The following is a 12422-nucleotide window of genomic DNA, read 5'->3' as shown; positions in this document are numbered from 1 at the left end:
GTCAGACCTCGGAGTCGACGGCTGCGGCATCCGCGTCGTCGTCATCCTCGTCCGACGTCGACGGCTCACGATCGTCGCCATCGCCGGGCAGCTCCTCGAAGAGTCCGGCGGGCGGGGTGACGGTCACGGTTCCCGCGGCGACATCGACGTCGGGCACGATGGCCGAGACGAAGGGGACGAGGATCTCGGCATCCGCTTCGTGCGTGCGAACGACGAGGAGATCCTGCGCAGGAAGATGATCGACGCGAACGACTCGGCCGACATCGCGGCCATCGCGCAGGACGGTGAGACCCACCAGCTGGTGGTCGTACCAGGCGTCCTCCTCCGCGGAGGAGCTCTCGTCCTGATCGACCCAGAGGATGGCACGCACCATGCTCTCCGCTGCGGTGCGGTCGTCGACGTCGTCGAAGAAGACGACCGGGTGGGAGTTCATCCATCGGAACTCGCGCACGGTGACGGTCTTGCCGTGCCACGGCGACGATTCCGGCACCTGAAGCGTGAAGACAGCTCCGGGCACGAAACGGCCGTCGGGATCGTCGGTGTAGAGCTCGAGCTTGAAGGCGCCCTTCAGGCCATGGGCCTTCACGAGACGCCCGACGCGCAGTTGGGTGCGCGCTGGTCCTGCAGCAGCCATCTCAGTCGTCCGCGACATCGACACGCACGCGTGCGCCGTCGGCCAGGGCCGACACGAGCGTCCGCAGGGCCTTGGCCGTGCGTCCGCCGCGCCCGATCACCCGACCTCGATCATCGGGGTGCACGCGCACCTCGAGGACGTCGCCTCGCGGCGACGAAGAGGAACGGATAGTGACATCGTCAGGGTGATCGACGATCCCCTTGACGAGGTGTTCGAGCGCGGCGGAGAGCAACGGACTTACTCTGCGTCGGTCGACTCGGCCTCGGCCGGAGCCTCGACCTCGGCAGCCTCGGCGGCGGGCTCTTCAGCCTTCTTCTCCGCCTTGGGCTTGATGACCGACTTCTTGGCGGCGTCGACCTGGAACTCTTCCTTGGTCGCCGCCGTCTTCACGATGGACACGGCGTCGGCGTCGCCCTTGAAGCGGCCCCAGTCACCGGTGAGCTTGAGCAGCGCGGCGACCTGCTCGGTGGGCTGAGCGCCGACCGAAAGCCAGTACTGCGCACGCTCGGAGTCGACCTCGATGAACGAGGGCTCCTCGGTCGGGTGGTACTTGCCGATCTCCTCGATCACGCGACCGTCGCGCTTGGTGCGCGAGTCGGCGACGACGATGCGGTAGTAGGGGGCGCGGATCTTGCCGAGGCGCTTGAGACGAATCTTGACAGCCACAATTCTCCTGAATGCTGTTGTGAGGTGATGAACGACGCTCGGGCTGTGGGGTGCACACCCGGCGGAGGCTCTAGGGTGGACGTGTTCGCCGGATAGAGGGTCGAGCGGACGGTCCAGCGTCCTATTTTGCCAGATCGTGACGGATGCCGCGAACCATCGCTGTTGGCGTGTCAGACTGTGCCCATGACGGTGCCCTTCGCGACATCCCGCCGTTCCTCTGTCGGCGTCGAATGGGAGCTGATGCTCGCCGACGAGCGCACGGGTGATCTCGTCCCGCGCGCTCCGGAGATCCTTGCAGCCGTCGGCGGCGGAGCCGCCCTCGAGCGTCACACGATCACGGGCGAGCTGCTGACCAACACGATCGAGGTCACCAGTGGTGTCGGCGACACCGTGGCGGCGGTCATCGACGACATCGCCGACGCGATCGCCGAGATCCGTACCGCGACCGACCCGCGCGGCATTGCCCTGCTCTGCGCGGGCAGCCACCCGTTCGCGCAGTGGTACGAGCAGAGTGTCACCGACAAGACCCGATACCACAAGCTCATCGAACGCACGCAGTGGTGGGGGCGAAACATGATGATCTGGGGTATCCACGTCCACGTGGGTGTCGAGGACGTCAACAAGGTCTTCCCGATCATCGGAGCGCTCACCGCGTACCTCCCCCACCTCCAGGCACTGTCGGCGTCGAGTCCGTTCTGGGCTGGTGAGCGCACCGGGTACGCGTCCAATCGCGCGCTCGTGTTCCAGCAGCTTCCCACCGCCGGGCTGCCGTGGCCGCTGACGGAGTGGTCGCAGTACGAGGCGTACCTCGATGACATGGTGCGCACGGGTGTGATGGAGGACGCCACCGAGGTGCGATGGGACATCCGTCCGGCTCCGAAGTGGGGCACGATCGAGGTGCGCGCATGCGACGGCATGTCCACGCTGCCGGAGCTGGCAGCGGTGGCCGCGCTGGTCCAGGTCCTCGTCGAGCACTTCTCGCGCGAGCTGGATGCCGGACGCGAGCTGCCCACGCTGCAGCCGTGGTTCGTCCGGGAGAACAAATGGCGCGCGGCGCGCTACGGCACCCAGGCGCGCGTCATCGTCGACAGGGACGGCACGCAGCGCCCCGTGTCGGAGCACCTGCGCGAGACGATCGATGCCCTGGCCGACGTCGCCGGCGACCTGCACTGCGCTCGCGAGTTCGCCGGCGTCGGGACCATCCTCGACGAGGGCGGCAGCTCGGCGCGTCAGCTGTTGGTCGCCGATGCCGCCGACGGAGATCTTCGCGCCGTGGTCCACCACCTGATCAGAGAATTCCGGGCGGGCCCGACGCTGCACGAACATCTCGCCTCCCGCCTTCTCTGAGGGCGGCCGTCGGGCTCGCGCCGGCGCCGTGATCGGCTCCCGACAAGAGCAGGTCTCGGACAAGGGGCTTTCATATCCCGCCCGACGTAGAGTGACGTGGTGTCCGCCCGCAGGTTCCCCCCGATGATCGCGATTCGCGTTGCCGTCGCCGGCATCGCGGTGGTGACCATGGCGGGATGCAGCGCCTCGGCGCCGGGTCGGAGCGTTCCCGCGTCCCCGGCAGATTCACTGTCGGTGGCCGCGGTCGACGCCGCGACGCCGCCCCCGCGCGCCAGCGGCGGCGTCGTGGTCACGATCGGCGATTCGATCATGGCTGGTCTCGGTCTCGACGCCGACGAATCGTGGCCGGCTCTGGTCGCCCATGACACGGGCGCGGACATCGTGAACCTCGGATGCAGTGGTGCGGGGTTCACGATCACCGGCGACTGCGGCGATGACTATGCCGGTCTCGTTCAGCAGGCGATCGCCCTGCACCCCGCGGTCGTGCTCATCCAGTCCTCGGACAACGACAGCGGCGCCTCGCAGGATGACATCGACGCGTCGACGCGCGCGACGGTCGACGAGTTGCGCGCCGCACTGCCGGACGCGCAGCTGATCGGGATCGCGACGCTGTGGCATTTGGATGGGGATGAGCCCGACGCGATCGGGTGGTCCACCGATGCGCTGCAACGCGCCGTCGCCGACGACGACGGCGTGTTCCTCTCTCTCGGTCAACCTCTGCGAGGCCGACCGGAACTGCTCCAGTGGGACGGCGAACACCCGAACAGCGACGGGCAGATCGTCCTCAGTGACGCCGTGGAGGCAGCGCTGGACGATGCGGGAATCGTCCTGTGAACGCTCAGTTCTTGCCGAACAGCTTCTGAATCTCGGCGAGATCGGCTTCGCTCGGCGGCGTCGCGGCGGCACCGAGTCCGAAGCCCGAGCCCGTCGGGGCGCCCGTGTGGGCGGCGGCGAGTCCCGCGTTCTCGGCGGCACGCTTGGCGGGGTTTCCCGATCGTGAGCCCGCCTGCGACTTCTGCTTGCCGCGCTTGCTGGACGCGCCGGGCTTGCCGCCCATCGGACCCATCCCGGGGATGTTGGGCACACCGCCGCGAGCGACGGTCTTCATCATTTTCGCGGCCTGCTCGAAGCGCTGCACGAGCTGATTGACGTCGGTGACGGTCATTCCCGATCCACGCGCGATGCGAAGTCGCCGCGAGCCGTTGAGAACCTTCGGGTTGCGACGCTCGCCGGGGGTCATGGAGCGGATGATCGCTTCGGTGCGATCGATCTCACGGTCGTCGAAGTTCTCGAGCTGCTGCTTCATCTGGCCCATGCCAGGGAGCATGCCGAGCATCTTCTTCATCGAGCCCATCTTCTTCATCTGCTGAAGCTGCTCGAGGAAGTCCTCCAGGGTGAACTGCTCGGTCGCGAGCTTTTCGGCGACCTTGCGTGCCTCCTCCTCGTCGAACGCCTGCTGCGCCTGCTCGATGAGCGTCAGGATGTCGCCGAGGTCGAGGATGCGGCTGGCCATGCGATCGGGATGGAACGCTTCAAGGTCCTCGAGGTTCTCGCCGGTCGATGCGTAGATGATCGGGCGACCCGTCACGGACGCCACCGAGAGTGCCGCGCCACCACGCGCGTCGCCGTCGAGCTTGCTCAGCACCACGCCGGTGAAGTCGACGCCATCCTGGAAGGCCTTGGCCGTGTTGACGGCATCCTGTCCGATCATCGCGTCGATGACGAAGAGTACCTCGTCGGGGTTGGTCGCCGTGCGGATGTCCGCCGCCTGCTTCATAAGCTCGGCATCCACACCGAGCCGGCCGGCGGTGTCGATGATCACCACGTCGTGCTGCTGGCGGCGGGCGGTCTCCACGCCCTCGCGCGCGACGCGCACCGGGTCACCCACGCCGTTGCCCGGTTCGGGTGCGTAGATCGCGGCGCCGGCACGCTGGGCGACGACCTGCAACTGGTTGACGGCGTTCGGACGCTGGAGGTCGGCGGCGACGAGGAGCGGGGTGTGCCCGTCCTTCTCCAGCTGCCGGGCGAGCTTGCCGGCGAAGGTCGTCTTTCCCGAGCCCTGGAGGCCGGCCAACATGATGACCGTGGGCGGGTTCTTGGCGAACTGCAGTCGGCGCTGCTGCCCGCCGAGGATGGCCACCAGCTCCTCGTTCACGATCTGCACGACCTGCTGGGCAGGGTTGAGGGCCCGGTTGACCTCGTCGCCGAGGGCGCGCTCGCGCACCTTCGCCGTGAAGTCCTTGACGACGACCAACGCCACGTCGGCATCCAGCAGGGCGCGCCGGATCTCACGGACGGTCCCGTCGACATCGGCGGGGGTGAGCTTGCCCTTCGTGCGAAGGTTGCGGAAAGTCTCTGTCAGCCGGTCGCTGAGGGTGCCGAAAGTCGCCATGATGCCCCGATTCTACGGGAATCCCCTCAGCCGGCTCTGCGCCGCGGCCTCTGGTCGCCGTCGTGCATCATCGTGACGCGCCGGCGGCCCCGAGCGCGCGGTCGACCAGTCCGCTGAGGGCGGGGCGGGGCGCGTCGGACGCCGCCCAGGCCCAGATGGCGGCGAAGACGGCGGCGGACAGCGCAGCGGCGTGCACGTCGGCCTCGAGGCGCGCCATGCCTGTGGACACCAGGCTGTCGGACACGGCACGGCTGAGGATCCCGGTGCGGATCGCACGCTCGTCGGCGAGCTCGTCCGACAGACCCATCACGGAGCCGTGGATGATGGCCAGCGCGAGGCTGTCGGCTTGGATGTGGACGGCCGCCGCGCGCAGGGCAGCGCTCGGCGCTGCGCCGGCGCGCAGCGCCTCGACCGCGCTGTGGATGGCGTCATCGAGCGCGGCCCACAGAACCGCGGACTTCGACGAGAAGTAGTTGAAGAAGCTCGAGCGGCTCACGCCGGCGCGCTGCGTGATGTCGGCGATCGTCGTCTCGGCGAACCCGCGTTCGAGGAAGAGCTCTGTCGCCGCCTCCGCGATCGTGGAGCGCGACGTGGCGCGCGGGCGGCCGGAGGACATCTGCCCACTGTAGCGTGGCGTATTGTTGGACGCGGTACACAAACCTCGAACTCCCCCGCGAAGGAGCCCACCATGCTCGACGTGCAGACCGTCGGCCTCGCGCCCGACGTCGTCCCTTACACCGATGGATGGGCGCTACAGCGCGAGATCCACGCCGACGTCGTCGCCGGGCAGCGCCCCGACACGCTGCTGCTCCTGGAGCATGAGGCCGTCTTCACCGCGGGTGCGCGCACGGCGCGAAACGAACGGCCCACCGACAGTACGCCGGTCGTCGATGTGGACCGCGGCGGCAAGATCACGTGGCACGGACCCGGCCAGCTCGTCGGCTACCCGATCGTTCGACTCACCGAACCCGTGGACGTCGTCGCCCACGTGCGCCGGCTCGAGCAGATCCTCATCGACGTGCTGGACACGCTGGGCGTCGACGGCTACCGCGTCGAGGGACGCTCCGGCGTCTGGGTGCGCCGCCCGCTCTCCGAGGACAAGATCGCAGCGATCGGCGTCCGCGTCCAGCGCGGCGTCACGATGCATGGCTTCGCCCTCAACTGCGACAACTCGCTTCGTCCTTTCTCCCAGATCGTGCCGTGCGGCATCTCGGATGCCGGGGTGACGACCATCAGCGAGGTGCTGGGTCGCGACGTCTCTCCCGCCGCTGTGCTCGACACGGTCGCCGATGCCTTCCGCGCATCGTTCGCCGCGTCCGGGGAGGTCGCCGCATGAGCGCCTGCGGGGTCACGCCGGGCGGGGCTGATGCCGGTCCCGCGAACGCGCCGGAAGGGCGCAAGCTCCTGCGGCTTGAGGTGCGCAATGCGCAGACACCGATCGAGCGCAAGCCCGAGTGGATTCGCACGAAGGCGAAGATGGGACCCGAGTACCAGGCCTTGCAGTCGCTCGTGAAGGGAGAGGGGCTGCACACGGTCTGCCAGGAAGCGGGATGTCCCAACATCTACGAGTGCTGGGAGGATCGGGAGGCCACCTTCCTGATCGGTGGGTCGCAGTGCACGCGGCGCTGCGACTTCTGCCAGATCGATACCGGCAAGCCGGCCGACTACGACACGGACGAGCCGCGACGCGTCGCCGACAGCGTGCGTCGGATGCAGCTGCGCTACGCCACCGTCACGTGCGTCGCGCGCGACGACCTCCCGGATGGCGGCGCCTGGCTCAATGCCGAGACCATCCGGCAGATCCATGCCGTCAATCCGGGAACCGGCGTCGAACTGCTCGCCACGGACTTCAACGGGGAGCCTCGTCTCCTCGATGAGGTGTTCGCGGCTCGTCCCGAGGTCTTCGCGCACAACGTCGAGACCGTTCCCCGCATCTTCAAGCGCATTCGGCCCGCCTTCCGGTACGAGCGCTCGCTCGACGTGCTCACGCAGGCGCGAGCCGCAGGGCTGATCACGAAGTCGAACCTCATCCTCGGCATGGGCGAGGAGCCGGAGGAGGTCATCCAGGCCCTCCAGGACCTGCACGAGGCCGGCACCGACATCATCACGATCACTCAGTACCTGCGGCCCTCGCCTCGGCACCTTCCGGTTGCGAGGTGGGTGAAGCCGGACGAGTTCGTGGCGTTCAAGCAGGAGGCAGAGCGGATCGGCTTCCTCGGTGTTCTGGCCGGTCCCCTGGTTCGATCGTCCTACCGGGCGGGGCGACTGTGGGCCCAGTCGATGGTCGCCAAGGGGCGGGAGATCCCGGCACACCTGTCGCACCTCGCCGACACCGAGCTCGGCTTCGCGCAAGCGGTGTAAGGCGCGCGGCACCGCGGACGACGGTCAGTCGGCGCTGGTGACCGACTGCACGTCGCCGTCGCTGGTCAGGTTCACCAGCAGCACTTCATCGGTGGCGTCGGGGTCGAGGGCGTACTCGAGGACGGCGAAGGGATCCGTTCCACCGTGCTCGTCGGCGAGGATCGTCATGCTCACGAGCTGCAGCGACCGGATGATGTCGATGTGCGTGTCGCCGGAGATGTCAACGAGGACGTCTTCCAGATCCTCTCCCAGCGCCTCCTGCTGCTGAAGGAGGTACTCGGTGACCTCGCTGGTACGGTCGTCGAGCTCGGCCACCATCGCGTTGCGGGCCTGCAGGTCGATCTGCTCCAGCGCATGGATCAAGGCGGCCGCGACATCGAGTGCGGCAGCGGAGACGTCGTCCTGATCGGGTGCGGTCAGATCGACGGTGACCCGCTGGTCGGCGAAGTCGACGACCTCGGACCAGAAGATGGATCCGTCCGGCCCGGACTCCAACAGCCCGAAGTAGTCGTGCTCGATCGCCATGACCCTATGCAACCATCCTCGGCGTCCGTGCGCGACCCCGCCGCGCCATCAGTCGACGAGCGCGGACGCGAACACGTGCGGGGTGAAGCCGGTGAGGTCACCGATGCCTTCACCCTGGCCGAGGAGCTTGACGGGGATGCCGGTGCGTTCTTGAACGGCGAGAACGAAGCCGCCCTTGGCCGAACCGTCGAGCTTCGTGATCACGAGACCGGTGACGCCGGCGTGCTGGAGGAAGGCCTCGGCCTGCATGACGCCGTTCTGCCCCGTGGTCGCATCGAGAACGAGCAGCACCTCGCTGATGGGCGCCTGCTTCTCGATGACGCGGCGGATCTTCGTGAGCTCGTCCATGAGCCCACCCTTCGTGTGGAGGCGTCCGGCGGTGTCGACGAGGACGATCTCGACACCGTTCTGCTTGGCGTAGTCGATGGTCTGGAAGGCGACCGATGCCGGGTCCTGGCCCTCGTGCTGGGGGCGGACGATCGCAGCTCCCCCCCGCTCTGCCCACGTGGCCAGCTGATCGACGGCCGCAGCGCGAAAGGTGTCGGCGGCGCCGACGACGACGGAACGACCATAGCGCTGGAGGAACTTCGCGAACTTGCCGATCGTGGTCGTCTTGCCGACGCCGTTGACTCCCACGACGAGGACCACCGCAGGGCGCTCGGTGAGCCGGAGCGTCGTGTCGAACTTCGCGAAATGCTCTTCGAGAGTCTCTTTGAGCATCCGCTGGAGGTCACGCGGATCCGTCGTGCGGAACCGCTCGACCTTCTCTCGGAGCTCGTCGATGATCCGCTCGGTGATGTCAGGACCGAAGTCGGCGGTAAGCAGTGCCGTTTCCAGATCGTCCCACGTGTTGTCGTCGATCGTCGGCTTCACAAACATGCCGCGCAGAGCGCGGCCGAGCGACCAGGAGTTCTCCGCCATGACTTCAGCCTACGGGTCGGCGCGCTCCACCCCTCTCGCCGCGACGTACGCCGGCGTTCTGGGGATCACGCGTCGGCGCGTTCGCGGACGCGCTGACCGACCACCGCGGAAACGCCGTCCTGCCGCATCGAGACCCCGTAGAGCGCGTCCGCGATCTCCATCGTGCGCTTCTGATGGGTGATCACAATCAGCTGGCTGGACGCGCGGAGCTTCTCGAACACGCCGAGCAGTCTGCCGAGATTGGCGTCGTCGAGGGCGGCTTCGACCTCGTCGAGGATGTAGAACGGGCTCGGTCGCGCCATGAAGATCGCGGTCAGCAGCGCGACGGCGGCGAGAGAGCGCTCTCCGCCGGACAGCAGCGACAGACGCTCGATCTTCTTGCCGACCGGACGCACCGAGACCTCGATCCCCGTCGTCAGAGGATTGTCCGGGTCGGTCAGGGAGATGCTGCCGGAGCCGCCCGGGAACAGAATCGGGAACACCTCGCCGAAAGCGACGCGCGTGTCTTCGAAGGCCCCGAGGAAGATGGTCTGCATGCGTTCGTCGAGATCCGCGATGATCGTCTGCAGGTCGGAGCGCGTCTGCACGAGATCGGCGAGCTGCTCGGTGAGGAACGCGTGCCGCTGCTCGAGCGCGGCATACTCCTCGAGCGCGAGCGGATTGACGCGCCCGAGCTGGCCGAGCTTGCGCTCGGCATCCTGCAGTCTCTTGCGCTGCGCCGCCCGGTCGTACACCACGCCCTCTTCGCCTTCGTCCGGGGGCAGAGGAACGTCGGGGCCGTATTCCGCAACCAGAATATGTTCGTCGAGGCTCAACTCGGATCGGACGCGGTCCAGCACACTCGTGACGTGCAGGCGTTTCTCGTGCATCTGCAACTCGAGTCCGTGGACGCTTTCGGTGAGTCGCCCGAGCCGCTCGCGCGCGGTCGCCTCCTCGGCGCGCAGTGAGGTCAGTTCGGCGGTCAGCGCGGTGCGTGCCTGCTCGGCGAGCTGAAGCTCCACGCGTGCCTGGGTGACCGAACGATCGACCGAGTCCAGTACCGGCGGCAGCGCATCTGCGACCTCGGCCGCGAGCGCCCGCTGTGCACGACGGATCACGGCGCGACGGGCGGCCTCCGCCGCCGCCGCGCGCTCACGTTCCCGCTGGCGCACGAGCTGATCGACACGTCCCTCTCCGGCGCGCACGCGCTCGCGCAGCGTCTCGACATCCAGACGTGCGCGCATCTCGCGGTCGCGCGCACTCTCCAGAGCGTCGAGCAGACCGTCACGCGCGGAGGCGTCCAGGATGGGACGGGGAGCCTGCTGGGCACCCTCGAAGGCGTCGTTGGCGACGCGTGCTGCTCTCTCGGCATCCGCGACCGCGGACGACGCCTGAGCAAGCCCGGCCTCCAACCGCTCGCACTCCGCGACGGCTGCCTCATGACGCACGGTGGCGCGGTTGACCTGCTCGGTGTGCGCCGCCAGGGCGGCATCGTGTTCGCGCAGGCTCTGAAGCGCATCCTTCGTCCGCGCCCGTGCGTCGTTCCAGGTCGTCTGGGCGTCCGAGAGAGCCTCGCGGAGCGAGTCTGCGACGACCGTGATCTCCGCGAGGCGTTCGGCGGCGGCATCTCGCTCCGCCGCCAACTCCAGCCGCGAGCGTCCGGCCCCGGAGCCGGCGTGGATCGTGTAGGACGTCACCCGCTCGCCCGCACGCGTGACGATCGTCGTCGCGGCATCCGGAACGTCGATGATCCTGCGGCGAACGGCGTGCGCGGAATCGAGGTCGTCGACGATCAGGACACGGGCGAGGATGCCGAGGATGCCGGCCGGTGCAGTCACCACCTCCGCAGCGGCGATCGCTCCCTCGGGGATCGCCGCCGCCGGCGCGCCCGCTTCCACGTCGGCGATCGTGATGTCGAGCCGTCCGAGATCGGCGTCGCGCGCAGCGCGAGCGGCGGCGATACCCGCGTCGATGTCGTCGACGAGCAGGCCCTCCGCGAGCGCACCCAGCGCGGCGGCGATCGCCGCTTCGTATCCCGAGCGCACCTTGAGCGCGTCGCCGACCAGGCCGCGGATGCCGGCGCCTCCGACCGCGATCATCTCGGCCGCGGCGTTGCGGACATCCAGCGCCCGTCCGAGCGCCGCGGTCTGCGCCGTGAGCGATTCGCGTTCGCGTTCGGCGGCGTGAAGCCGCTCACGGATCGCCCCGACCTCGTTCTCGGCGGCGGTGGCGTCGTGCTGCGCACGCTCGTAAGCGGCAGCGTGCTCGGCAGAGGATCCCTCGGTCACCAGTTCGGGATCGACCCCTGCGAGTGCCTCTTCCGCTTCTGCGCGCCGCGCCAGGGCCGCGTCGAGCGCACGCTGCTGGCGTTCGACGCCCGCGCGCACGGCCTCCAGGCGGGATGCTGCGGCATCTGCGGCTCCGCGGAGTTTCGTGATGCGCATGTCGTGCGCGGACACGAGCGCGCTCTGGGCGGCGATGTCGGAGTCGAGCGCGTCGAGTTCGGCACGTGCCCGCATCACGTCGCGCGCGGCCGCCTCCGCGGCATCCTGGGCGCCTCCGAGTCCGGCCGAGATCTCATCGATATCGGCCCGTGCCTCGTCGATCGCGGCCTGGCTGACCGTGGCGACCTCGATCCCGAGCGTGCCGTCGTCTTCGAGCAGAGCGAGACGCTGGCCCGCGAGCGAGAAGAGACCGCGCAGTCGCTCCTGCACGCGTTCCAAACCGAAGGCGACCGCCCGCGCCGCATCCACGGCTTCCGAGCGCTGCTGTGCCTCCAGCGCCTCGATGCGCAGCTTCAGCTGCTCCGACTGATCCTGCAGCACGAGGCGCTCGGCGCTGCGCTCCTGCTCGGTGCGGGCGTGGTCGGCGAGCTGCGCACGCAGACCGACCAGTTCATCAGCGAACAGGCGGGCCTTGGCATCACGCACCACTGCCGCGATCGTCGCCGCCTCGCGAGCGATCTCCGCCTGCTTGCCGAGCGGCTTCAGCTGTCGACGCAGCTCTCCGGCAAGGTCGCTGAGTCGCGTGAGATTCGCCTCCATCGCTTCGAGCTTGCGAAGAGTCTTCTCCTTGCGTCGACGATGCTTCAGAATGCCGGCGGCCTCCTCTACGAAGCCGCGACGGTCCTCGGGGCTCGCTTGCAGCACGCTGTCCAGACGGCCCTGGCCCACGATCACGTGCATCTCGCGCCCGAGCCCGGAGTCGCTCAACAGCTCCTGCACATCGAGCAGGCGGCAGCTTGCACCGTTGATCGCGTACTCACTGGTTCCGTTGCGGAACAGCGTGCGGCTGATCGTGACCTCGCTGTACTCGATCGGCAGCGCCCCGTCGCTGTTGTCGATCGTCAGCTGCACCTCGGCACGGCCGAGCGGGCCACGCGTGGAGGTGCCGGCAAAGATGACGTCCTCCATCTTGCCGCCGCGAAGGGTCTTCACGCCCTGCTCCCCCATGACCCACGCGAGGGCATCGACCACGTTCGACTTGCCGGAACCGTTCGGACCGACGATGCAGGTGACGCCGGGCTCGAGCGCGAAAGTGGTCGGTTGCGCGAACGACTTGAAGCCTTTGAGCGTCAGGCTCTTCAGGTGCATCCGC

Annotated in this window: 12 protein-coding genes; 4 read left to right on the top strand and 8 right to left on the bottom strand. The window is 68.4% G+C overall.

The features are described 5' to 3' along the window. Nucleotide 1 precedes the first annotated feature (1 nt). Genes rimM through rpsP form a run of 3 tightly spaced genes read right to left on the bottom strand, consistent with a single transcriptional unit; the run spans nucleotide 2 to nucleotide 1300 of the window. Entirely contained in the window at nucleotides 2-634 is a 633-nt protein-coding gene (gene rimM / locus AS96_RS02565; RefSeq protein WP_005050236.1) for a ribosome maturation factor RimM, read from the bottom strand. Nucleotide 635: 1 nt separating this feature from the next. Next, complete coding sequence (locus AS96_RS02560; RefSeq protein ID WP_036283489.1) at nucleotides 636-866, bottom strand: RNA-binding protein; 231 nt, start codon at nucleotides 864-866, stop codon at nucleotides 636-638. A 5-nt stretch (nucleotides 867-871) separates the two neighbouring features. Beyond that, a complete protein-coding gene (gene rpsP, locus AS96_RS02555; protein WP_036285337.1) occupies nucleotides 872-1300 on the bottom strand; it encodes a 30S ribosomal protein S16 in 429 nt (142 codons plus the stop codon). Nucleotides 1301-1483: 183 nt separating this feature from the next. On the opposite strand from rpsP, the gene AS96_RS02550 reads away from it, so the two are divergent. Further along, on the top strand, nucleotides 1484-2647 hold the full coding sequence (locus AS96_RS02550; protein ID WP_036285335.1) for a glutamate--cysteine ligase: 1164 nt from the start codon (nucleotides 1484-1486) through the stop codon (nucleotides 2645-2647). 123 nt (nucleotides 2648-2770) lie between these two features. After that, on the top strand, nucleotides 2771-3481 hold the full coding sequence (locus tag AS96_RS02545; RefSeq protein WP_036285332.1) for an SGNH/GDSL hydrolase family protein: 711 nt from the start codon (nucleotides 2771-2773) through the stop codon (nucleotides 3479-3481). Between the two features lie 4 nt (nucleotides 3482-3485). Here the strand turns inward: AS96_RS02545 and ffh are convergent, their stop codons facing one another. Continuing rightward, a complete protein-coding gene (gene ffh / locus AS96_RS02540) occupies nucleotides 3486-5039 on the bottom strand; it encodes a signal recognition particle protein (protein ID WP_036285329.1) in 1554 nt (517 codons plus the stop codon). A 67-nt stretch (nucleotides 5040-5106) separates the two neighbouring features. Further along, nucleotides 5107-5655 (bottom strand): TetR/AcrR family transcriptional regulator, encoded by a 549-nt coding sequence (locus AS96_RS02535; RefSeq protein WP_036285326.1) that lies wholly within the window; start codon nucleotides 5653-5655, stop codon nucleotides 5107-5109. A gap of 72 nt (nucleotides 5656-5727) precedes the next feature. Here AS96_RS02535 and lipB point away from each other — a divergent pair, with 72 nt between their 5' ends. Together lipB and lipA are read left to right on the top strand one after the other, a co-directional pair. After that, nucleotides 5728-6375 (top strand): lipoyl(octanoyl) transferase LipB, encoded by a 648-nt coding sequence (gene lipB / locus AS96_RS02530; protein ID WP_036285323.1) that lies wholly within the window; start codon nucleotides 5728-5730, stop codon nucleotides 6373-6375. Next, nucleotides 6372-7400, top strand: a complete 1029-nt coding sequence (gene lipA / locus AS96_RS02525) for a lipoyl synthase (RefSeq protein ID WP_051498726.1) — start codon at nucleotides 6372-6374, stop codon at nucleotides 7398-7400. The genes lipB and lipA overlap by 4 nt, the downstream gene beginning before the upstream one ends. Before the next feature lie 24 nt (nucleotides 7401-7424). Here lipA and AS96_RS02520 read toward each other — a convergent pair whose 3' ends face one another. The 3 genes from AS96_RS02520 to smc all read right to left on the bottom strand — a co-directional run bounded on the left by AS96_RS02520 (nucleotide 7425) and on the right by smc (nucleotide 12418). Next, complete coding sequence (locus AS96_RS02520) at nucleotides 7425-7925, bottom strand: DUF2004 domain-containing protein (RefSeq protein WP_036285320.1); 501 nt, start codon at nucleotides 7923-7925, stop codon at nucleotides 7425-7427. A 48-nt stretch (nucleotides 7926-7973) separates the two neighbouring features. Then, nucleotides 7974-8846: a signal recognition particle-docking protein FtsY gene (gene ftsY, locus AS96_RS02515; protein ID WP_036285318.1), complete on the bottom strand. Its 873-nt coding sequence runs from the start codon at nucleotides 8844-8846 to the stop codon at nucleotides 7974-7976. A 65-nt stretch (nucleotides 8847-8911) separates the two neighbouring features. Next, entirely contained in the window at nucleotides 8912-12418 is a 3507-nt protein-coding gene (gene smc / locus AS96_RS02510; RefSeq protein WP_036285315.1) for a chromosome segregation protein SMC, read from the bottom strand. Nucleotides 12419-12422: the final 4 nt, after the last annotated feature.

This window comes from Microbacterium sp. MRS-1 (assembly GCF_000585455.1).
In the GTDB taxonomy this organism is placed as follows: domain Bacteria; phylum Actinomycetota; class Actinomycetes; order Actinomycetales; family Microbacteriaceae; genus Microbacterium; species Microbacterium laevaniformans.
The sequence above is the reverse complement of the archived record's forward strand: the minus strand, read 5'-3'. Positions and strand labels throughout refer to the sequence as shown.

Excerpts from the sequence above, each read along its gene's own strand:
- rimM (WP_005050236.1), bottom strand. The coding sequence starts at position 634 with ATGGCTGCTGCAGGACCAGCGCGCACCCAACTGCGCGTCGGGCGTCTC.
- AS96_RS02550 (WP_036285335.1), top strand. The coding sequence starts at position 1,484 with ATGACGGTGCCCTTCGCGACATCCCGCCGTTCCTCTGTCGGCGTCGAA.
- AS96_RS02545 (WP_036285332.1), top strand. The coding sequence starts at position 2,771 with ATGATCGCGATTCGCGTTGCCGTCGCCGGCATCGCGGTGGTGACCATG.
- ffh (WP_036285329.1), bottom strand. The coding sequence starts at position 5,039 with ATGGCGACTTTCGGCACCCTCAGCGACCGGCTGACAGAGACTTTCCGC.
- AS96_RS02535 (WP_036285326.1), bottom strand. The coding sequence starts at position 5,655 with ATGTCCTCCGGCCGCCCGCGCGCCACGTCGCGCTCCACGATCGCGGAG.
- lipB (WP_036285323.1), top strand. The coding sequence starts at position 5,728 with ATGCTCGACGTGCAGACCGTCGGCCTCGCGCCCGACGTCGTCCCTTAC.
- lipA (WP_051498726.1), top strand. The coding sequence starts at position 6,372 with ATGAGCGCCTGCGGGGTCACGCCGGGCGGGGCTGATGCCGGTCCCGCG.
- AS96_RS02520 (WP_036285320.1), bottom strand. The coding sequence starts at position 7,925 with ATGGCGATCGAGCACGACTACTTCGGGCTGTTGGAGTCCGGGCCGGAC.
- ftsY (WP_036285318.1), bottom strand. The coding sequence starts at position 8,846 with ATGGCGGAGAACTCCTGGTCGCTCGGCCGCGCTCTGCGCGGCATGTTT.
- smc (WP_036285315.1), bottom strand. The coding sequence starts at position 12,418 with ATGCACCTGAAGAGCCTGACGCTCAAAGGCTTCAAGTCGTTCGCGCAA.